The sequence below is a fragment of the Brachybacterium sp. AOP25-B2-12 genome, from assembly GCF_052378625.1.
Classification (GTDB): domain Bacteria; phylum Actinomycetota; class Actinomycetes; order Actinomycetales; family Dermabacteraceae; genus Brachybacterium.
In genome coordinates, this window is record NZ_JBQSXW010000016.1 from 1 (window position 1) to 20866 (window position 20866).

Annotated in this window: 15 protein-coding genes, 1 tRNA gene and 1 pseudogene; 7 read left to right on the forward strand and 10 right to left on the reverse strand. The window is 71.9% G+C overall.

Annotated features, from left to right (window positions below):
- A pseudogene (locus ACT3TZ_RS11660) lies at positions 1-751 on the forward strand (hypothetical protein); the annotation flags it as partial.
- Between the two features lie 157 nt (positions 752-908).
- On the opposite strand, the gene ACT3TZ_RS11665 reads toward ACT3TZ_RS11660, so the two are convergent.
- From ACT3TZ_RS11665 to ACT3TZ_RS11680, 4 genes are read right to left on the reverse strand one after another with little or no spacing between them, the layout of a single operon-like run.
- A complete protein-coding gene (locus ACT3TZ_RS11665; protein ID WP_444583595.1) occupies positions 909-1733 on the reverse strand; it encodes a carbohydrate ABC transporter permease in 825 nt (274 codons plus the stop codon).
- Complete coding sequence (locus ACT3TZ_RS11670) at positions 1730-2632, reverse strand: carbohydrate ABC transporter permease (RefSeq protein WP_444583596.1); 903 nt, start codon at positions 2630-2632, stop codon at positions 1730-1732. The genes ACT3TZ_RS11665 and ACT3TZ_RS11670 overlap by 4 nt, the downstream gene beginning before the upstream one ends.
- Positions 2629-3984, reverse strand: coding sequence for an extracellular solute-binding protein (locus tag ACT3TZ_RS11675; RefSeq protein ID WP_444583597.1), 1356 nt, complete (start codon positions 3982-3984; stop codon positions 2629-2631). The genes ACT3TZ_RS11670 and ACT3TZ_RS11675 overlap by 4 nt, the downstream gene beginning before the upstream one ends.
- Entirely contained in the window at positions 3981-5000 is a 1020-nt protein-coding gene (locus ACT3TZ_RS11680) for a carbohydrate kinase family protein (RefSeq protein WP_444583598.1), read from the reverse strand. The genes ACT3TZ_RS11675 and ACT3TZ_RS11680 overlap by 4 nt, the downstream gene beginning before the upstream one ends.
- A gap of 230 nt (positions 5001-5230) precedes the next feature.
- On the opposite strand from ACT3TZ_RS11680, the gene ACT3TZ_RS11685 reads away from it, so the two are divergent.
- Together ACT3TZ_RS11685 and ACT3TZ_RS11690 are read left to right on the forward strand one after the other, a co-directional pair.
- Entirely contained in the window at positions 5231-6007 is a 777-nt protein-coding gene (locus ACT3TZ_RS11685; RefSeq protein WP_444583599.1) for a DeoR/GlpR family DNA-binding transcription regulator, read from the forward strand.
- Complete coding sequence (locus tag ACT3TZ_RS11690) at positions 6004-7365, forward strand: 6-phospho-beta-glucosidase (protein WP_444583600.1); 1362 nt, start codon at positions 6004-6006, stop codon at positions 7363-7365. The genes ACT3TZ_RS11685 and ACT3TZ_RS11690 overlap by 4 nt, the downstream gene beginning before the upstream one ends.
- Positions 7366-7429: 64 nt before the next feature.
- Here the strand turns inward: ACT3TZ_RS11690 and ACT3TZ_RS11695 are convergent, their stop codons facing one another.
- The gene (locus tag ACT3TZ_RS11695) at positions 7430-7816 is read right to left on the reverse strand and encodes an MGMT family protein (protein ID WP_444583601.1); all 387 of its coding nucleotides are present in this window, start codon (positions 7814-7816) and stop codon (positions 7430-7432) included.
- A complete protein-coding gene (locus ACT3TZ_RS11700) occupies positions 7813-9174 on the reverse strand; it encodes a glycerate kinase (protein ID WP_444583602.1) in 1362 nt (453 codons plus the stop codon). The genes ACT3TZ_RS11695 and ACT3TZ_RS11700 overlap by 4 nt, the downstream gene beginning before the upstream one ends.
- Positions 9175-9235: 61 nt before the next feature.
- Here ACT3TZ_RS11700 and ACT3TZ_RS11705 point away from each other — a divergent pair, with 61 nt between their 5' ends.
- Both ACT3TZ_RS11705 and ACT3TZ_RS11710 read left to right on the forward strand, forming a co-directional pair.
- Positions 9236-9916, forward strand: coding sequence for a DUF4194 domain-containing protein (locus ACT3TZ_RS11705; protein WP_444583603.1), 681 nt, complete (start codon positions 9236-9238; stop codon positions 9914-9916).
- Positions 9917-9944: 28 nt separating this feature from the next.
- Positions 9945-13346: an ATP-binding protein gene (locus ACT3TZ_RS11710; protein ID WP_444583604.1), complete on the forward strand. Its 3402-nt coding sequence runs from the start codon at positions 9945-9947 to the stop codon at positions 13344-13346.
- An 11-nt stretch (positions 13347-13357) separates the two neighbouring features.
- Here the strand turns inward: ACT3TZ_RS11710 and ACT3TZ_RS11715 are convergent, their stop codons facing one another.
- Complete coding sequence (locus ACT3TZ_RS11715) at positions 13358-14788, reverse strand: maltokinase N-terminal cap-like domain-containing protein (protein ID WP_444583605.1); 1431 nt, start codon at positions 14786-14788, stop codon at positions 13358-13360.
- 40 nt (positions 14789-14828) lie between these two features.
- On the opposite strand from ACT3TZ_RS11715, the gene ACT3TZ_RS11720 reads away from it, so the two are divergent.
- Complete coding sequence (locus ACT3TZ_RS11720) at positions 14829-16559, forward strand: Ig-like domain-containing protein (protein WP_444583606.1); 1731 nt, start codon at positions 14829-14831, stop codon at positions 16557-16559.
- Positions 16560-16610: 51 nt separating this feature from the next.
- On the opposite strand, the gene ACT3TZ_RS11725 is transcribed toward ACT3TZ_RS11720, so the two are convergent.
- Together ACT3TZ_RS11725 and ACT3TZ_RS11730 are read right to left on the reverse strand one after the other, a co-directional pair.
- Positions 16611-18020 carry a beta-N-acetylhexosaminidase gene (locus tag ACT3TZ_RS11725; protein ID WP_444583607.1) on the reverse strand — a complete coding sequence of 470 codons (1410 nt, stop codon included), beginning with the start codon at positions 18018-18020 and terminating at the stop codon, positions 16611-16613.
- A 226-nt stretch (positions 18021-18246) separates the two neighbouring features.
- Positions 18247-19368, reverse strand: coding sequence for a C40 family peptidase (locus ACT3TZ_RS11730; RefSeq protein WP_444583608.1), 1122 nt, complete (start codon positions 19366-19368; stop codon positions 18247-18249).
- Between the two features lie 465 nt (positions 19369-19833).
- Between ACT3TZ_RS11730 and ACT3TZ_RS11735 the strand changes: the two genes are divergently transcribed.
- Positions 19834-20412, forward strand: coding sequence for a hypothetical protein (locus ACT3TZ_RS11735; protein WP_444583609.1), 579 nt, complete (start codon positions 19834-19836; stop codon positions 20410-20412).
- Between the two features lie 320 nt (positions 20413-20732).
- Here the strand turns inward: ACT3TZ_RS11735 and ACT3TZ_RS11740 are convergent.
- Positions 20733-20806, reverse strand: a tRNA-Pro gene (locus ACT3TZ_RS11740).
- Between the last annotated feature and the right edge of the window lie 60 nt (positions 20807-20866).

Consider the following 20866-nt stretch of genomic DNA (forward strand, 5'->3'; position numbering starts at 1 on the left):
CGCTAATGTTACCGACGTGACCGACCATGGCAGAACGCCCGAGATCCACCGCAGGACCGTCGCGAAGGCGGCCCTCTGGGCGGCCCCGACGGTGATCGTCTCCGCATCGGCCCCGGCGCTCGCCGCGTCGTTGCGCAAGGACCCGGGTATCAACGGGTGGGTGAGCAACCACCCTGACGCCGGCAGCTGCAGAACGTCCTCGTCGTCCCTGTCGGTCACATCGCGGGGGAGTGGGACGACCCCCGACGGCGCACCGTTCGGCCTGTACCTCTACGACACCGACGACGTCACCGCGGTTACGAGTGCTTCGCTCACCTACTGGATCCTGGGTGTGCACGCGACGTCAGGACTCACGTCGATCTCGTGGACCAGGGGCAGCGGCATGTCGCAGTGCTGGAGCAATCCGGTACGCGTCGCGCCGACGCAGAAGCCGGACGGCCTCACGTACACCGGCTACCGGTGGACATACACCTGCACGATCAACCCTCGGGAGACGACCGTCGGCACAGACGGGATCAAGCGGGTCATGCTCGGCGACTTCGAGACATCGACGAACCGGTTTCAGCAGCCGTCGGATTCCTGCGGGAAGCTGAACTTCTGGACGGAGCGGGCCGTGACCATCGACGGAGACGTCTACACCTTCCAGCGGCGCAACGGAACCGATGGTCCTTACACCCAGGGAGCGCGCGCCCGCTCCCTTCCCGCAGACTCCTCCGAGAGCGGTGCATCAGACGGCACCTTCCTCTCCTGACGACGGGGTCGCGCGGCACGGAGCCGCCGTGGTCGGATTCCTCGACCGAGTGTGCGCGGGTCGAGGGTATGGAGGCGAGGTCGCCCGCAGCGCCCCTGCGGTGGAGAATCCGTCGAGCTTCGCGATCGAGGTGGGCCCGCGGGCCCTGGGTCTGCGGTCATCGTGAGGAGATGCCGCCTAGCATGCCGGAGATGAACCGCTTCTGCAGCGCGAGGAACAGCACCACGATGGGCAGCGCCACGATCACTCCTGCCGTCGACAGGAGCGAGTAGTCGGTCTGGTGCTCTCCTTGGAAGAACGCCAGCCCCAGCGGCGCGGTGCGACGATCCTCGCTGGTGATCAGGACCAGGGGAAGCAGGAACTCGTTCCACGTCCACATGGTCACGAGCAGCGCCATCGTGGCGATCGATGCCACGGACGACGGCACGATGACCTGCCACAGCACGCGGAGGTCGCGTGCCCCGTCGAGGCGTGCCGCTTCGATGATCTCCCCGGGGAACTGGCGGAAGTGGTTGCGGGACCAGAAGATCGCGAACGCGAGGGATTGTGCGGTCTGGGGGAGGATCAGGCTCGGGTAGGAGTCGAGCATCCCGACGGACCTCAGGTTGAAGTACAGAGGGATCACGAATGCCTCGGCGGGGAGCATGAGACCGGCCAGGAGCACGTAGAACAGGACACCCGAACCCGGGAACCGCATCCGCGCGAACGCGAAGCCGGCCAGGACTCCCAGTACGGTCGTGAGCACGACGACCCCCGCCGTGACGAGCACCGAGCTCGTCATGTAGGTCCCGAATCGACCCCGGTTCCATGCATCGGGGTAGTTGGCGAGGTCGATCGTTTCGGGGATCGAGAAGCTGCCGTCGTTGACCGCCGACGGCGTCACGGAGCTCAGGAGCACACCCAGCAGCGGGGTGATCGCGAAGAGCGCGAAGAGCGTCAGGATCGTGTAGGTGATCGCCTTCTCGCTCCGGCTGATGCTCATGCCTCGTCCTCCTGGGGCTGGATGCGACCGATCAGCACGGTGACCACGAGGATCACGACCGTCAAGCACACCGCGACTGCGGCGGCGGACCCCACCTGCCCGGTGTTGAACGCCCTGTTGTAGGCCTCGAAGGCGGGCACCGTGGTGCTGGACCCCGGTCCGCCCTTGGTGGTGATGTAGACGAGGTCGAACGTCTTGAGCGCGGAGATGACCGTCAGGGTGAGTGCGACGGCGATCTGGCCGCGCAGCGCGGGCAGGGTGATGTGCAGGAACTCCTGGATGAGACCGGCTCCGTCGAGCCGTGCAGCCTCGAACACGGTGGGCTCGATGGACCCGACCCCCGACAGGAACAGGACCAGGCACAGCCCGATGTTCAACCAGGTGCCGACGAAGCCGACCGCGGGCAGCGCCAAGGTGTAGTCACCGAGCCAGACGCGTGCCAGCTCGCCCAGGCCGATCACCTCGAGCGTCCGGTTGATCAGGCCATCGGTCGAGTAGATGGACACCCAGATCGTCGCCACCACGACCGAGGCGATGACCTGAGGGAGGAACAGCAGAGTGCGGAACACGGACATGCCGGGAAGAGAATGTGCTCGCGAGATGAGGGCGGTCAGTCCCAGGGCGATGACGATGGGTATTCCGGCGTAGAAGACCATCAGGACGAGGGCGTGGACGAAGCTGCCGCGAAGATCCTCGTCCGACAGGACCGCGAGGTAGTTGCCGAGGCCCGCCCACGTGGCAGGCGACAGCCCGTCCCAGTCGTAGAAGGAGTACTGCACCGTCTGGGCCAACGGCACGCCGAGGAACACCACGAACAGCGCGAACGCAGGGAGGATGTACAGGTAGGCGGTGGGGGACCAGCGGCGCGGTCGGCGAGCCCCGGAGCTCACCGGGGTCACCGGCTCTCCTGGAATGCCGCGTAGTCCTTCTGGAGCGCGTCGCAGAACTGCTCGGGCGTCGCCTGCCCGGCCACGAGGTCCTGCATCCCTGCCGTGAGCGTGTCGTAGAAGGTCGTCGTCGCGTAGTCCAGGTAGGGGGAGATGCCGTCGGCCGTCGAGATCGCGCTGTAGCTCGTGGTGATGTCCGTGCCGATCTGGGTCGTCGGCCGGTCGCCCTCGGGGACGACCGTGGGCAGGTTCCCCGTCTGCACGAGCGCGGTGGCCGACTGCGCCCCCGTGATGAAGTCGATGTACGCGGCCGCCACGTCGGGCTTCTCCGCCTTGGACGTGATCGCCCACGCGAGACCCTCGCCGCCCATCGTCTGCGGGGCGGATGCGCCCTCGGGGGTCAGCGCGGTGAACCGGATGTCCGCCGCCGCAGGTGCCTGCTCGAGCGTCGCCTGGTACCAGGTGCCGGTGATGAGGAAGGCGGCGCCGCCGGCGCCGAAGGTGCTCACGGCCTCCTCGCGCGAGACACCGTTGGCACCGGGCGTGATGTATCCGGCGTCCTGCCAGGCGGCGATGGTGGACGCGGCGTCGACGGCGGCCGCGTCGGTCCAGGAGCCCGAGGAGGACGTCACGAGGTCGTTGACGGCTTCGCGGCCCATGGCGGCCGTCAGGACCACCCCGTACAGGTGGATGCCCGGGCTCTTCTCGACGTCGCCGTACGCGAGCGGGAGCGTCCCGGCGGCGTGGACGGCCTTCATCGCCGCGGTGAGCTCGTCGAGGCTGGTGGGGAGCTCGCCGATCCCGGCAGCTCCCAACAGGGCGGTGTTGCAGTACACACCCACCAGCTCGCCGGTCTGCGAGACCCCGTACAGGGAGTCGCCCTGCCAGGTCCTGCCGTCGGCGGAGAACGAGTTGAGCTTCAGGAAGCTCTCGGGGAAGTAGCTCGTCCAGCCGTAGAGCTCTGCATAGTCGTCGACCGGGCGGAGGAATCCCGCCTTCACGAAGGCTCCCATGTCCGGATATCCCTGGTTCGCCTGGATCACGTGGGGCGGATTGTCGCCGCTCAGCGCGAGCTTCAGCGTCGACTTGAGGTCCGAGAACGACCGGGAGGTGCGTTCGATCGTGACGTTGGGGTGGGCGGCCATGAAGGCGGCGTTGAGCTGCTCCTGGGCGGTGTCGATGCCGGCATCGGTGTTCTGGTCCCACACGGTGAGCGTCGTCTTCTCATCGCCGATGTCCCGGGAGACGGGGCCCAGGGTCGTCGATGCCGCCGGGCTCGAGGAACCGCCCGGCGCGCACGCCGCGAGGCCGAGTGCGCCCATGAGCGCGGCCGAGGTGAGAAGGGTTCTGCGGGTCGTGGTCATGATGTCGTCCATTCGTGAGGGCGGGTGCGATCTGCACGCGCGGGGAGGGAGGGCTGTGACGTGAGGAAGGTCCAGTCGCCGTCGGGGTCCCAGCGGCCTGCCAGTGCCGGGAGATCGGCGGCATGCGGTGCACTGGTGGCACCGCCGTACCCGGTCACCGACACCGAGGCGCACAGCGCGGCGAACCGCAGCTGCTCGTCCAGGGACCAGGGACGCAGGAGAGAAGCCATGAACGTCGCGACGAAGACGTCCCCGGCTCCCGTCGGATCGACGGCGCGGACCTTCGGCGCATCGACCTCGATGCGGACGCCCCGGGCGGCGTCGATGCCCACGGCACCGTGCGCTCCCCGGGTGACCACCACCAGGGGTACGCGTTCGGACAGGGCGGACGCTGCGGCATGGACGTCGTGCGTCCGGGTGTAGCGCATCGCCTCGACCTCGTTGGGGACGAACACGTCGACGTCCGCGAGCCGGTCCAGGACGTCCGCGGACCACGTTCCGCTGTCGTCCCATCCGACGCCGCCGACCACACGGGTGCCCGTGGAGCGCAGGTCTGCCACCCACGACGGCAGCTCCCGGGCGATGCCGACGTGCGTCATCGCCACGGGGCCGTGGGCAGGGTCCGGGGCCCGGGCGGCACCGTGGTCGATCCCTGCGTCCTGGTAGGTGATGAAGCTCCTGTCCTCGGCCCCGGTGAGCGCGATGGACACGGGTGTCTGCATCCCGGCCATCACGGGAACCTCGGAGAGGTCGAGGTCGGGCTCGGACGCGAGGAGCCCGCGGACGTGACGTCCCAACGGGTCGTCGCCCATCGCCGACACCAGTCGCGTCGTCGCCCCGGCACGTGCCGCGGCGACGGCCCTGTTGGCGACTCCGCCCGGCACGATGCCGAAGGCGTCCGCGAACACCTCCGTCCCCGGATCCGGAGGACGGACCCCGGCGAAGTACAGGTCGCAGTAGACGTCACCGGCGAACAGCAGGGCGCCCTCGGTGCGGAGCTCGTCGGCCGTGGTCACGGGAACCTCCTGGGACGGACGTGGCGCGGCAGGCTGCTTCCCGCCCGCCGGCACGCATCACGGGACTGCGATGTGATGCGCACAACTGGTGGAGTGTGACGCTAGACGGGGGTGATTGTGTGCGCAAGCGCGCGACTTCGATCGTTATCTGCGCGTTACTTGCGCGTGATGACGCCTATGGTGCGCGCAAGTGATCGACTTTGCGCAACTCGTGTACTAGGGTCGTTCTCGTGATCACCCGAGAACGTCGCAACCGCATCCTCCGCACCGTGCAGGAAGAAGGGTCGGCATCCGTCCTGGACCTCGCGCGGGCCCTGGACGTGAGCGCTTCGACGATCCGCCGCGACCTCGAGCAGCTCGATCGCAACGGGGAGCTGTCCCGGACGTACGGCGGAGCGGTCCTCGCGCCTCGCCAGACCATGGAGAGCCATGACGCCACGGCGAGCGAAGCGCCGTTCGACCTCGACTCGGCGGACCCCGGCAGGTCCCTGGTCGCGGCGGCGGCTGCGCAGAACGTCCCGGACGGCGGCGTGGTGCTGTGCGACATCGGGACGACGGTGGGACTGACCGCGCGACACCTCCACGGGCGCGACATCACGGTAATCACCTCGAACCTCGCGGTGTTCGACGAGCTGCGGGACGACGAGTCGGTGCGTCTGGTGATGCTGGGCGGGGTGCTGCGGCGGAACTACCGCTCGCTGGTCGGCTCGCTGACCGAGGCGGCGCTCGCGCAGGTCAGTGCCGACGTCCTCCTCCTGTCATGCACCGGAGTGCGGCCGACCGGGCACGTCGTGGACAACATGGCGGTCGAGGCACCCATCAAGCAGGCCATGATCGAGGCGGCCGATCGTGTGGTGCTGCTGGCCCCCGAGTCGAAGTTCCCCGGTTCCGGCGCGCTGCGACTGTGTTCGCTGCGTGACGTGGACACGCTCATCACCACCTCCGGAGCCCCGGAGGAGACGGTGTCCCAGTGCCGCGAGAGCGGCGGAGAGGTAGTCATCGCATGAAGCTGTGCATTCTCGGCGGGGGCGGCTTCCGCACGCCCTACGTCTACCAGGCCCTTCTGCGCGATCAGGGCTCACCGCGGGTGGACCGCGTGGCCCTCTACGACATCGACGCGGATCGGCTCGGCGTCATGGCCGGGCTGCTCGCCGAGCTCGCCACGGAGTTCCCCGATGCCCCGCTGGTCGAGCCGACGCAGGATCTCGAGGTCGCGCTCGACGGTGCGGACTTCGTGTTCGCCGCCCTGCGGGTCGGTGGACTCGAGGGCCGCCGCTGCGACGAGCACATCGCCCTGGACCTGGGCGTGCTGGGCCAGGAGACGACCGGTCCGGGCGGACTCTCCTACGCGTTGCGCAGCGTCCCGGTGATGGTGGACATCGCCCGGACCATCCGCAGGGTCGCACCGCAGGCATACGTCATGAACTTCACCAACCCGGCGGGCATCATCACCGAGGCGATGCAGCGTGTGCTCGGGGACCGGGTCCTGGGCATCTGCGACACCCCGTCGGGACTCGGCCGCAGGGTCGCGGGGCTCCTGGGGCTCGACCACTCCAAGGTCCAGATGGACTACGTCGGGCTCAACCACCTCGGCTGGATGCGCCGGGTCCTGTACGAGGGACGCGACATCCTGCCCGAGGTCCTGTCCGACGACACCCGGCTGGCGGTGATGGAGGAGGGCGAGGTCTTCGGCACGGAGTGGATCCAGGCGCTCGGTGCCATCCCCAACGAGTACCTCTACTACTACTACTTCAACCGCGAGGCCATCGCGGGCATCCGTGCATCCGGGACGACCAGGGGAGACTTCCTCGCGCTCACCCAGCCGGCCTTCTACCGGGAGGCGGCGGCGCACGGGCATGGTGGCGTCGCCGACCTGTGGCGCCGCACCGTGGACCGACGCGGTGCCTCGTACATGGCCGAGGCCAAGGGCGGCACCCAGGACGCGCCCACGGGCACCCGGGACGTCGAGCTGGATCCCGCGCATCAGGGGTACGCGGGCGTCGCGCTCGCCGTCATGGCGGCGATCAGTCGCAACGAGCGCGCCACCATGATCCTCAACGTCCGCAACCGGGGCACGATCGGCGGGCTCCCGGACGACGCCGTGGTCGAGGTCCCGACGGTCGTCGACGCCAACGGGGTGCATCCCCTCACGACCGCACCCCCGGACCTGCATCAGATCGGTCTGATGAGTCAGGTCAAGAGCGTCGAGCAGCACATCATCGAGGCGGCCCTGACCGGGTCCCGCAGGGAGGCCGTGACCGGTGTCGCGCTCCACCCGCTCGTGGATTCCGTGAACATCGCCCGGAGACTGGTCGACGGGTACATCGCCGAGATCCCGGGCGTCGCCGCAGTGCTCACGCGCTGACCCCGGTCGTGGTCGGGGGCCGGGCGTGAGCCGCGTCGTGCGAACCTCGCCCGGCCCGCCGCCGTCACCCGAGGTCGGCCCACGCGCTCCGGGCGTCGGCGCGCAGCCGATCGAGGTCGGCGCCGAACTCCGACATCCGGCAGCCCAGCCCGTTGGGCTTGAGGGCGATGCCCTCGGCCTCCCAGTGCTCCCGCGCCCGGGCGAGCAGCGGATGGTCGCCGGAGGAGGAGGTCACGCGCCACCACGGCACGCTCGCGCCCCACTCCCGCAGGATCCTCCCGACCAGCCGGGGACCCACCCCCACGATCGCGCCGATCTGCCCGTACCCGGCCACGCGGCCCGCCGGGATCTGCTCGACGGTGCGCAGCACCTTCTCGATCGTGAGGTCGTCCATGCGGGCGCGGCGCGGCGGCCCGTCCGCCGGGACGCGTTCGGTGCGGCCCCCGCTCATCGGGCGTCGTCCAGGACAGCTCCACCGTCGGCACCGGCCGCGCCCGCCGCGCGGACCGCATCGTCCCGGCCGTCATCCATCGTGGGCTCGCCCTCGGGCCGGACAGACCCGCCCTCGGGCCGGACACGCCCGACCTTGGGCCCGACGACCTCTCCCTCGGGCCGGGCGACCTCTCCCTCGGGCCGGACATGCCCGCCCTTGGGCCCGACGACCCCACCACCGGGCCGGACGACCTCCTCGGTGAGGGCCTGGGCCAGCTCCCGTCCGGCCTCGACCAGGTACGGCTCGGGGTCCGCGATCGCCGCGGCGACGCTCCCGGCGATGCCGACCAGGTCTCTCCCCGCCGCGCCGGGCGGCAGCGGTGCGTCGATGCTCCCGGCGACCACCAGCAGCCGGGGCCGGTGGGGCGCAGCGGCGGCGAGCGCCGCGACGTGGCCCACGACCTTGCCCTCGGCCGTCTGCCCGTCGTACCGCCCCTCCCCGGTGATCACCACATCGGCCGCGTCCAGGCGCGCGGGCAGCCCCGCGGCCCCGCCGATTCCGATGCTCCCGGCGGTGAGCTCCGCGCCCCAGGCGAGCAGGGCCGCGGCCGTGCCCCCGGCGGCGCCGGATCCCGGGGTGGCCGGGTCGATGCCGTAGAGCTCCGCGAGCCGTTCCAGCGCCGCGTCGACGAGGGGCACATCGTCCGAGCTCAGCCCCTTCTGTGGGCCGAAGATGGCCGCGGCGCCGTGCGGACCCGTCAGCGGGGAGCGGACGTCGGAGAGGATCTGCACGCCGTCGGCAGGCAGAGGCGGGAGTCCCGTGAGGTCGACGTGGTCGATGCGGGACAGCCCTGCCGCCCCGCGGGGGACCGTGCGCCCCTCGGCGTCGGTGAGCACCGCGCCGAGGGCGCTCAGCAGGCCCGTGCCGCCGTCGGTGGAGGCGCTGGATCCCAGGCCGATGAGCAGACGTCTGGCCCCGGCGTCCAGAGCCGCGCGCACGGCCTCGCCGAGACCGACGGTGTGGGCGTCCCAGGGGCGCAGGTGCTCGCCCAGCAGGGCGATCCCGCTCGTCTCGGCGAGCTCGAGCACGGCCGTGCCGTCGGCCAGCAGCAGCACCCGCGCGGGGTGCGGGGCGTCATCGGGGCCGGTGACCTCGACCGCCAGCTCCCGTGCCCCCGGGGCGGCGCCGGCCATCGCGTCGATGGTCCCCTCGCCGCCGTCGGCGAGCGGCAGCAGGTCCACGGCGTCCCCGGGACGCGCCGCGAGCCATCCCCGGCCCAGGGCGCGCGCGGCGTCGGCGGCGGTGATCGATCCCTTGAAGCCGTCGGGGCACACGAGCACCGGCAGGGGCCGATCCTGCTGATCGTCGTCGGTCATGCCGACACTGTGCCATGGGCCCGATGCGGCACGTGCGCGCGCCCCGGTAGTCTGGCTCGCCGTGACCACCTCTGCCGACACCCGCCCCGACGAGCGCGACGACGACCTCGAGGGCACCTCGATCGTCATGCACCGCCTGGTGGATCCCTCCCGTCGGGTGCTCGTGGCCCTCCTGCAGGGTCCGTTCCTCGACGGCCGCAAGGATCCGACGCGCTACGCGCAGCTGCTGCGGGACCGCTCCGCGATCGAGGCACGCCTGTCGGACCTGTTCCTGGACCTCGTGGTCGACGACGACGCGCAGGTGGCGTTCGTGCGCCAGGGCGAGGACGACGTCGATGCCCCCAAGCTCCTGCGGCGCCTCACGGGGCTGAACCGGATGGACTCGGTGCTGCTGCTGGTGCTGCGCCAGATGCTGCTGACGCAGTCCTCGCGCGGTCAGCGCGCCGTGACCACCGAGCGCGAGATCGAGCAGAGCCTCGCGGCGTACCGCCGCACCTCCTCGACCGACGAGGCGGGCTTCACCAAGGAGATCCGCGCCTCGATCACCAAGCTCCAGCGAGCAGGCCTGCTCGACGAGCAGGGCGATGCCTTCGAGGTCTCCCCGGTGCTGCGCCTCATGATCGACCCCGATACGGCGCGGGAGTTCATCCGGCTGTACCGCGAGGCGGGCGTCCCGCTCGAGGACGCGGGCGATGCCGGGGACGGGGACGCCGAGGACGACGGCACCCGCGGGGCCGACTGAGCCCTGCGCCTCCCGGTACCCTCTCAGGGTGGAATCCGCGAGCGCCCCGACCTCTTCGACCGCCCTGGACCTGCCCGGTCTGGCCGCCGAATCCTCCGAGCGGGCCCCCGTCGCCGTCGACCCCGAGCACCCGCACCCCGGGCAGTGGCGCCTGACGCACGTGCAGCTGTCGAACTGGGGCACCTTCCACGGCACCCACGACCTCGCCATCAGCCCCAAGGGCTACTTCCTCACCGGCGGCCCCGGCACGGGCAAGTCGACCCTGCTGGACGCGATCAGCGCGCTGCTGACGCCCCCGCGCACCCTCCACTTCAACGCCGCCGCCTCGGACGCGGGCCCCACCCGCTCCAAGAGCCGCCGCACCATCGCCAGCTACGTGCGCGGCGCCTGGGCGATGCACTACGACGCCGCGACCGGCGAGTTCAGCCAGGAGGTGCTGCGCGAGCGCTCGACGCTGTCGGTGGTCACGTTGCGCTATTCCGACGGCGAGGGCCACACGATCCAGCTCTCGCGCCTGATGCTCCTGCACGCCGGGCACCGCGCCGACTCCGACGTGAAGTCCCTGTACGTCATCGCCCGCACCCCGCTGGACGTCTCGGACCTCCGGGCCTTCGTCTCCACGCAGATCGAGGGCCGGGCGCTCGAGCAGGCACACCCCGGCACCGAGACCTTCCGGCAGTTCCGGGAGTACCGCGCACGCTTCTGCCAGCTCCTCGGGATCCCCGACGAGAAGGCCCTGCAGCTGCTCCACAAGATCCAGTCCGCCAAGGAGCTGGGGGACGTCAACACCCTGTTGCGCGACTACATGCTCGACGAGCCGCGCACCTTCGAGCTGGCCGACCAGGCTCTCGCCAACTTCGACAACCTCTCCGAGGTCTACGAGGCGCTCGTGACCGCCCGCGAGCAGCGCGACCTCCTGCGCACGCTCGCCGAGGCGCACACGGCGTGGTCGGCGATGCGCGAGCGGGGCGGGGAGCTCGTGGACCGCCGGGCCGACATCGACCTGTTCGCAGCCCGCCACCTGGTGCGCCTGCTCGACGAGGACCAGGGACATCTGCAGCTCGAGCACGACCGGGCCGCCGCCCAGCAGCGCCGCCTGACCCAGGACGTCGCCGAGTCCCGCGCCGACCTCGCCCAGCTCAAGGAGCAGCGCCGCCGCGCCGGCGGCGGGGAGATCGACGACTGGAAGCAGCAGATCGCCGGTCTGGAGGTCGAGCGGGACCGCCGCAAGGAGCGCGCGACCGAGTTCGCGAGCCAGCTCGCGACGGTCGAGCTGCGCACGCCCGTCAGCGAGGACCTGTTCCTCGCGACCCAGCGTGAGGTCACCGACCTGCGTCGGGCCCTGGACGACGAGGAGCGCACCTCCGCCCAGCGCAGCTGGGACGCCGAGGCCGCCGTCCGTGAGCAGACCGAGACTCTGCGCTCCGCCACCGCCGAGCTGCAGTCGCTCACCTCCCGTGCCTCGAACCTGCATTCGGAGGACGTGGCTCTGCGCGACGCGATCGCCCGCGAGGTGGGGGTCGCGCCCACCACGCTGCCGTTCGCCGCGGAGCTGCTGCAGGTCGCCGCCGGCGAGGGGGAGTGGACCGCCGCCGCCGAGCAGGCCCTGCGGGGCCTCGCCCGCTCGATCCTCGTGCCCGACCGCGTGTACCGCGAGGTCGCCGCCGTCATCGACCGCACGAAGCTGCGGCGCCGCATCTCCTACAACCGGGTCAACACCGACCTGCACCGTCCCGCCCGGTCGATCGACGAGCGCACCCTCGCCGCGAAGATCGACATCAAGGACGGCGAGTTCCACGCGTGGCTGTCCCATGAGATCTCCGCCCGCATGGACTACGTGTGCGCCGAGGACCTCGAGGAGTTCACGCGCCTGCCGCGCGCGGTGCTGCGCTCGGGACAGATCAAGCACTCCGCGACCCGTCACGAGAAGAACGCGGACCGCGCGATCAACGACCGCTCGCAGTGGGTGCTGGGCTTCGACAACCGCGCCAAGCGCACCGTGTTCGAGGAGGAGCGGGTGCGCGCCGAGCAGGCGCTGTTCGAGGCGCAGGCCCGCCGCAAGGACGTCGAGGCCCAGGTGGAGGTGCGCCGCGCGCGCCAGTTCGCCCTGCAGGGCATCGCCTCGGTGACCTGGGACGACATCGACGCCGCCTCGGTCGCGCGCCGCATCGCGAACCTGCGGGACATGGTCCGGGCATCCGAGGACGGCTCCCAGGCGCTCGCCGAGCTCGCCCGCCAGGTCGACGACGTCGAGCAGGCCATCGTCGATGCCGACGAGGAGCTGCTCGAGGTGGTCCGCACCCTCGGGCGCCTCTCCGAGCAGTCCGAGCGCTCGGCCGAGCGCCTCGAGCAGGCCCGAGCCCGAGTAGCCGCCCGGGAGCTGACCCCCGAGGTCGAGGCCGAGCTCGCCGAGCGCTTCGCCGCGATCGCCCCCACCCTGGTCCTGGCGACCATCGACCAGGTCACCAAGGACACCGCCGCCACCCTGGACGCCGAGCTCATGGACCTCACACGGCGCACCTCGCGCGCCGAGGAGGACATGCGCACCGCGATGCGCGAGTTCGGGCGCCGCTGGCCCGCCGAGGCCGGGGACACCGACACGTCGCTGGACGCGGTCGATGACCACCTGGCGATCCTCTCCCGCATCGAGGAGGAGAAGCTGCCCGAGGTCGAGGACCGCTTCTTCGCCTTCTTCACCGGCAACACCCTGGGCGACGTGCAGGCGCTCGCGACCGCGATCGGACGCGAGCCCGTCGAGATCCGCAAGCGCCTGAGCCGCATCAACGCCCTGCTGTCGCAGGTCGAGTTCCACCGCGGGCGCTTCCTGCAGCTCTCGATGCGTCCCGTGCACCTGGCCGCCCTCGACGAGTTCAAGGAGGCCCTGGACGAGGCCGCGCGGGACACCGTCGCCAACGACGTCACCCTGGACCGCGAGCGGGCCGAGGAGCGCTTCGTGTCCCTGCGGCGCCTCATGGGCATCATTGCCGCGGCCCGCACGCACGACGACCAGGTCTCCCGCGCGATCCTCGACGTGCGGCGCCACGTGCACTTCCACGCCGAGGAGATCGACGCGAACGGCGTCGTCGTCCACGCCCACGAGTCCGGCGGACCGCTCTCGGGCGGCCAGAACGAGCGGCTGACGACGTTCTGCCTGGCCGCGGCGCTGCGCTACCAGCTCGCGGGCACGGGCACCGCGGTCCCGCGCTACGCGCCGATCATCATCGACGAGGCCTTCTCCAAGGGCGCCGGCAAGTTCATCACCGCGGCGATGGAGTCCTTCCGCCATTTCGGCTTCCAGGTCATCCTCGCCAACCCCGGCAAGAACCCGCAGGCCCTGGCACCGTTCATCGGCGGCGTGGGCGTCGTGTCGATCCGCGAGGACCGCTACTCCTCGGTCTCGCCGATCGAGTTCGTGCCCGTCGAGGGCTGAACGCCGTTCGATCAGCCGATCAGGCGCGCGAGCGCCGTGACCGGGATCGGCGCCCAGTCGGGCCGGTTGCGCACCTCGTACAGCGCCTCGTAGATCGCCTTGTCGGCCTCGAAGGCCGCCAGCAGCACGGCGAAGGACGGGTCGGCGGGATCGATCCCGGCGGTCTCGGTGTATCCGGCGAGGAAGGCCTCGCGGGCCCGCGCGGCCCAGGCGTCGACCTCGGCCACGGCCGCGGCGCCGGCGTGCTCGAGGCGCACGGCGCCGGCGACGTAGTCGAGGCTGCGGAGCATCCCGGCGACGTCGCGGACGGTGGAGTCGGGCAGTGAGCGCTCGGCGAGCGGGCGCATCGGCTCGCCCTCGAAGTCCAGCAGCACCCAGCCGCGCCCGGGCACCGCGAGCACCTGCCCCAGGTGATAGTCCCCGTGGATCCGCTGGAAGGCGGGCCAGGGCACCTCGAGCGCCGTGTCCAGCAGGGCGCCGAGGGGACCGGCGGCGGCATCGACCTCGGCGACCTCGGCGCGGGACTCGGTCAGGCGCGCGTGCATCGAGGCGACGATCCGTTCCCGCTCCGCCGCCGACGGCTCCGTCGTCCCCAGCGCCGCCGCGAGATCGGCGTGGACGTGCGCCGTCGCCTCGCCGAGGGCCCGGGCGCCGGCCGTGAAGTCGGTGCCCGCGACGGCGTCGCGCAGCGCGACCCGCCATGCGTCCTCGACGCCGGGGAAGAACTCCTGGACGAACAGCGCATGCCCGCGCCGCGGGTCGTTCCCCGCGGACCAGTCGACCGTCGCCGAGCCGATCAGGGGCGCGACCTGGGTGCTGCCGGCCGCGTCGAGGGTGCCCTGCAGCACGACGTCGGGATTCTCCCCTGCCTGGAGCACGCGGAAGAGCTTGGCGATCACCGGGGGCGCCCCGTCGAGCTCGAAGATCATCGAGGAGTTGGACTGCTCCCCGGACAGCAGGCGGGAGGCGGTGACGGCGGCGCGTCCACGCTCCTGCACGTCGTGGCCCGTGAGGGCCAGGGCGCCGTCGTCGGCGCGCCGCTCGTGGACCACGAGGTCCAGCAGGGCGGCGCGGCCGATCGCGGTGCGCGGGGCGTCGTCCACCCGCAACGGGCCGCCCGGGACGGCGAGGACGCCGATCTCCGCGGCGGCATCCGTCGCCGGCGCCGCGTGGGGGTCCGGCAGCGACAGGACCAGGGGCACCTGGTAGTCGGTGACGCGGCCGGCGGCCTCGACCCGGATCACCGTGTCCAGCACGCGGTGCGTCGCGTCCCCGGCCAGGACGACCGCACCCGCGAGGGTGAGCCGGGTGTCCCCGGCGGCCTTGGCGGTGTACCACCGCTGGGTGCGGATCCATGCGGTCAGGTGCGGTGCGAGCTCGTCGAACAGCTCGACCAGCGGCGGGAGCGGGGCCTGGGCGGGGGAGGGCGGCGTGTCGACCATGCCCCCCAGGCTAGACGCACCCCCCTGGTACCGTGAGGCGGTGCCGACGGCCCCCGTTCCCGCGCGCGCCCTGGCCCGCAGGGCGCTCCGCGCCGCCCTCCGCAAGGACCGCGCCGGCCGGCCCGCCGAACGTCGGCACCGCCCCCCGCCGTCCGCAGATCGTCCGCAGCGCGCCCAGGGCTCCGCACATCGTCGGCATCGCGGCGCTGGGCCTGCGTCGCGCCTGCTCACGTTCGCCGCGACGCTGCTCCTCGCCTGCTCGATGCCCCTGGCGGCCCTGCCGGCCCACGCCGCGGGAGGCTCGCTCGCCGACCACGAGACCCGGGCCTCCGAGGGCGGAGCCGTGACCTTCAGCGTGCTCGACGGCTCCCAGGACATCGAGCCGGGCAGCGTCCGTCTGCTGCTGGACGGCCTGCCGCCCGGCACCACCCTCACCGCGGACGGGCGCCGGGCCGTCGTCCCCGGTCAGGGCGCGTGGGAGGTCTCGCCGGACGGCACCACCGTCGCGTACACGCCCGTGGGAGGCCGGATCGGCCGGGAGCCGTCCCCCGTGCAGTACACGGCACGGGACAGGGCGGGCGACGGCGTGACCCCGGCCGTGCTGTCCGTCATCATCCCGCTGATCCCCGACATGGTGCGTGCCTCGGCCTTCGGCGCCCCCGTGGTGTTCCCGCTCTCCGAGGTGCAGCAGGGGATCGACCCGGCCACCCTGGTGCTCGTGAGCGCCGACCCCGCCGGCGAGGTGCCGACCGACGTCCAGGGCGACGGCACCCGCGCGATCGTCGAGGGCCAGGGCACCTGGACCCTGGACCGCGCAGGCCTCACCGTGACCTTCACCGCCGCGGACGACACCGTCCGCGCCGTCGATCCGGTCCTCGTGCGCGGCGCCGACGCGCAGGGGCTCACGGCCGCCCCGGGGATCCTGCGGGTCGGGTACCCGCGTCTGCTGGACCTCCAGGTGGCCGAGGCGCCCGATTCCGCGGTGCAGTTCCCGGTCATGGACTCCTCGCGGAACGTCCGCGCCGACTCGCTGGCCTTCGACATGGCGACCGTCCCCGCGGGCGCCTCGCTGAGCGAGGACGGCAGGACCCTCACGGTGCCCGGCGAGGGCACCTGGGCGATCGACGTGACCACGGGCGCGGTGACGTTCACGCCCGGTGCAGGCCTCCAGGGCGACCCGACCCCCGTGCCGATCTCCGGAGGAGGCCTCTTCGACACCGGGAACACGGCCACCTGCCGGCTCACGGTCCAGTACGACGAGACCCCTCCGGTCACCCGCGGAGACCAGCTCCGCACGGCCCCCGGCCATGCGGTCTCGGTGGACCTGCTGGCCAACGACACCCCCGGACGTGCCTCCGACCCCCTGGACCCGAGCTCCGTGCGCCTGCGGTCCCCGGACGTCGTGGACCGCGACGGCCTGGGACGGCGGGTCGCGATCCCCGGGCAGGGCGTCTACACCGTCGGTGCCGATGGCGTCGTGACGTTCACCCCGGAGGACGGATTCGTGGGTCGCGCCACCCCCGTGGAGTACACGGTGTCCGACGCCGCCGGGATCTCCGTCGCGGCGCCGATCGCCGTGGACGTGGACCCCGATGCCCCGGCACCCGTGCGCGTCGAATCCGGCGGCATCAACTCCCTCCTGCAGGGGCTCGAGCCGGGCCGCACCTCGACGTTCGCGGTGTTCGGGTCGATGGTGGTGCTGCTGCTGTTCGCCGGAACCGTCTCGCTGTGGATCGGCTCCCGCATGGAGGACGACCGCCGCTCCCAGTGAGGAACGACGGCCGTCGCAGCGATCGTGATGCCCGTGGGGGCATCGGAGAGGTCAGTCCAGGGGCCGGAAGCCGATCCCCAGGGCCTCCAGACGCGGCAGGTGCGCCGCGAGGCGCTCGCGGAACTCCGCCCAGCTCTGCTCGGGCGAACCCCAGGCGCGCTCGGCCAGGGCGCACAGCCGCGGCAGCGCCATGTACTGCAGCGACGCGGCGTCGGGGATGTACTCGGTCCACAGTTGGCCCTGGATCCCCAGGATCAGCGCCTCCTGCTCCTCGGTGAGCTTCTTGGGCACCAGGCGCCCGGTGAACACGTCCTCGAGCGTGGTGATGCCGCCCGGGATCGCGATCGGCTCCTCGTGGCCCTTGGCCTGGGCGTGGTCGAAGTACAGGAAGCGCTCGGTCGCCACGACGGTGGGGAAGCCCCGCGAGGTGGACTCCTCCACACCCTCGTCGCGCCGCCAGTTCATGACGATCGTGTCGTCGGGCAGGTGGCTCTCGAGGACCTCGTCCCAGCCGATGATCCGCTTGCCCTGCTCGCGCAGCACATCGGCGGCGAAATCGGTGAAGCGGCCCTGGATCTCCGAGACCCGGGTCAGACCCCACTCGTTCATGCGGGCGCGCGCCGCGGGGGACTGCTCCCACTCGGTGCGCGGGCACTCGTCCCCGCCGATGTGGACGTAGGGACCGGGGAAGATGTCCGCCACCTGGGTGAGCACGTCCCGGACGAAGGCGAAGGCCTCGTCGGACACGCCCAGGACGTGGTCGGAGATGCCCCAGACCTCGCGGACCCCCACCTGCCGCGAGGGATCGCTGCCGAGCTCGGGGTAGGAGGCGACGGCCGCCTGCATGTGCCCGGGCAGGTCGACCTCGGGGACGATGAGGATCCCGCGCCGCTGCGCGTACTCGACGAGTCCGCGCAGCTCGTCCTGGGTGTAGGAGCCGCCGTGGCGCTCGTCGTCGAACTCGTGCTCGCCCTCGGGGCGGTAGATGCCGATCACGGTGCGGTCGCGCCAGGCGCCGATCTCGGTCAGTCGCGGGTAGCCCTTGATCTCGATGCGCCAGCCCTGGTCGTCGGTCAGGTGCAGGTGCAGCACGTTCAGGCGGTGCAGGGCCATCGCGTCGATCATCGTCTCGAGGTCGGCGATCGCGAAGAAGTGGCGGGCGACGTCCAGGTGGAGGCCGCGCCAGGCGTAGCGCGGGGCGTCGGAGATGGTCACGCAGGGGATCTCCCCGGCGGCGTCGGAGACGATCTGCGCGAAGGTGTTGCGGCCGTCGGCGAGGGCGGCCTCGCTGCCGGCGGTGAGGTGGGCGCCCTGGGGGGTGATCGACAGCGCGTACTCGGTGCGCGGCAGCTCCTCGGAGACGCCGACGGAGAGCCCGCCCCAGGGATCGTCGGTGCGCCAGCTGCCGCTGGACCAGGTGACGGAGCGGGGGAGCGGGACCAGGCTGATCGGGTCGGGCACGGTGCCTCCTTGCGGGGTGGATGCGGGGGTCCGGGACGATCCGGACGACCGGGCCAGTGTTCCACACCACGTGCGGGAACGGCCCTGTCGCGCGCCAGCAGGAGGGCGGTGCCCGGACGGACGGGAGCCCGGTCGGCGACTGCCGACCGGGCTCCTCGCGGCGTCCTGTCCCTTCCCTGTGACGGTCACCCGTCGGACAGGCCGACGCGGCCTGGGGAGGTGTCCGTCAGCGGTAGGTGACGAACACGTGCGGGGCGTTCCAGATCGACCGCTCGACGACCTTGCCCTTGGAGGTTCCGGCGTCGATGATCGTGCCGTTGCCCACGTAGATGCCGATGTGCCCGTAGTTCCCGGCGGTGAAGGCGACGAGGTCGCCCGGACGCGCCTCGGATCGCGGGATGATGCGGCCGGCCTGCACCTGAGCACTGGCCGTGCGGGGGATCGAGATCCCGTTCTTCTTGTAGACGTGCTGTGTCAGCCCCGAGCAGTCGAAGCTGTCGCCCGGCTTGGAGGCGCCCCAGACGTAGCGGGTGCCCAGCTGCTGGCGCGCGTCCTCGACGATGGAGCTCCCGGAGACCGACGAGCCGTTGGACGAGGAGCCCGAGGACGACGAGCCGGAGGAGGACCCCGAGGAGCCGCCGGACGAGGAGCCGACGCTGCCGCCGAGCGCCGCCCAGGTCCGGGGGCCGACGATCCCGTCGACGGAGAGCCCGACCGAGCTCTGGAAGGCGCGCACCGCCGCGTTGGTCGACGAGCCGAAGTATCCCGTCGCGGAGAAGGTGGCTCCCCGCTCGCGCAGCAGGTTCTGGAGGTCGGTGACGGCACTTCCGCGGGCGCCGATCCGCAGCTTGGGGCGCGAGGAGCTCGAGGAGGAGCTCTGCCCCGAGGAGGAGGACGAGGCAGGAGCGGACGAGCTGCCGTTCAGGGCCGCCCAGGTGCGGGTGCCTGCGACGCCGTCGACGGCGAGCCCGTTCGCGCGCTGGAAGTCCCGGACCGCCTGCCGGGTGGCGGAGCCGAATCTGCCGTCGACCGCGATCGACGCGCCACGGCTGTTGAGGGCGCTCTGGAGCTGGGACACCGAGGTCCCGCGGGATCCGATCGAGAGCACGGCGGTCCGGGCGGTGGTGCCCGCGACCGCGGGGGAGGGGGCCGTGCCCTTGAGGGTCTTGACCGTCGGGATGGGCCCGGTCTCGGCGTGGGCGGCGCCGCCGATGGCGGCGCCGGCGGTCATCGCTCCGAGGGCGGCGGCGCCGCCCAGGGACTTGCCCACCGGTGCGGCGAGTCCGCGGTAGTCGATGACGGCTCGACCCGGGGCTCGATGGGTGTTGCGGGATGCTGTGCGGAACATGTCCGTCGGACTCCTTCGCGGCCGCGACGGGTCCCGGCGCCGCGGAATGCTGCGGGGCGAGGGGACCAGCGTGCCCGTCCGGTGAGAGAGGAAGCGTCCCACAGGGACGGGCAGCGGCCCCGGGGATCGGTGCCCCGACCGGGCGGCACGCCGCCACCCTATGGGGCTTCACAGCGTCTTCACGAGGCGCCATGACCTGTCTGTGCACAGCGTTTTACCAAGATTTTGCCAAATGGCCTCGATCGCTCGGCGTTTCCGCTTCCGTCGGGAGTCCCGATGTGCTAATTACACCGCTGTTATTCGCGGGATGCGCGATCGTCGGCGATTTGTCCTCCACACGTCGGGTACATCCCCAGGCGGACCTCGACGGACCCGAGGTCCGGCGGATCGCCGCACAGTGGGGGCGAGCGGCTCCGCCGGTGCCGACGGACGTGGGACGGGACGAGGTGCGACATGGTGGCAACGGTGGCAGGGGCCGACGGATTCCTGGGATCGATGACGGAGGACGTGCGCGGGTTCGGCACGGCGGCCGCAACGGCGGCCGCGGGGCTCACGGAGCTGATCGAACGTGTCGGGGCGAGGTGGCGCTCGATCCACGAGGGCTGCTGGTTCGGATCGGACGCCGACGAGTACGACACGGACCTGCAGTCCTGGATCGAGAAGGCCAGGCACGTCGTCGAGCTCCTCATCGAGCTGTCCGAGGCGCTCGAGGGCGAGGCGCGGGACCAGGACGAGGCGAGCGCCGAGGACGGCGGCGGAGCGGGTGCCGGTGGGGCACCGAGCGGCGGATCGGCAGGCGGTGCCGGTGCGGCTGGCGGAGGGATCTCGGGGGCGCCACCTGCGGACGCCCAGGAGGGCGCTCGACGGCCCTGGGAGGAACTGGGCCTCGTGGGCATCGAGCGCAGGACCGCACAGGACGCGCGGGCCTACCTCGGACCCCTCCTCTCACCCGACGGTGAGAACCCCGGGGTCGAGGGGGAACGCGGTGAGCAGGACGGAGGGCTGTTCGGCGGTCGGCTCCGCCCGGACTGGCTGCTGCACTGAGCAGACACGGGGCCACGGCCCGTCAGGAGGCGCGAGCCCCGACGGGACGCGCGGGGACTGGACGGGAGGCGCGGGAGCCGAACGGGACGCGCGGGGACCGGTCGGAAGGCGCGGGAGCCCAACGGGACGCGCGGGGACCGGACGGAGGGCGCGAGCCTCGACGGGAGCCGTGGGGACCGGACGGAGGGCGCGGGCGCCCGACGGCGACCGACCTGGGTGACGGATGCTGACCGCGGTGGCCGACCGCTCATGGAATGCACGAAGGGCCGCTCACGTGGTGACGTGAGCGGCCCTTCGCGGTGCTCCCGGAGGAGCGTGGGTCGGGGTGACAGGATTTGAACCTGCGACCTCCTCGTCCCGAACGAGGCGCGCTACCAAGCTGCGCCACACCCCGGTCGCGAGCCGTGTTCCGACTCGCCGACAGGCAACATTACCAACACCGCTCCGCAGGTCG

Coding starts and splice junctions, on each gene's coding strand:
- ACT3TZ_RS11665 (WP_444583595.1), bottom strand. CDS start 1,733: ATGAGCATCAGCCGGAGCGAGAAGGCGATCACCTACACGATCCTGACG.
- ACT3TZ_RS11675 (WP_444583597.1), bottom strand. CDS start 3,984: ATGACCACGACCCGCAGAACCCTTCTCACCTCGGCCGCGCTCATGGGC.
- ACT3TZ_RS11690 (WP_444583600.1), top strand. CDS start 6,004: ATGAAGCTGTGCATTCTCGGCGGGGGCGGCTTCCGCACGCCCTACGTC.
- ACT3TZ_RS11695 (WP_444583601.1), bottom strand. CDS start 7,816: ATGAGCGGGGGCCGCACCGAACGCGTCCCGGCGGACGGGCCGCCGCGC.
- ACT3TZ_RS11700 (WP_444583602.1), bottom strand. CDS start 9,174: ATGACCGACGACGATCAGCAGGATCGGCCCCTGCCGGTGCTCGTGTGC.
- ACT3TZ_RS11715 (WP_444583605.1), bottom strand. CDS start 14,788: ATGGTCGACACGCCGCCCTCCCCCGCCCAGGCCCCGCTCCCGCCGCTG.
- ACT3TZ_RS11730 (WP_444583608.1), bottom strand. CDS start 19,368: ATGTTCCGCACAGCATCCCGCAACACCCATCGAGCCCCGGGTCGAGCC.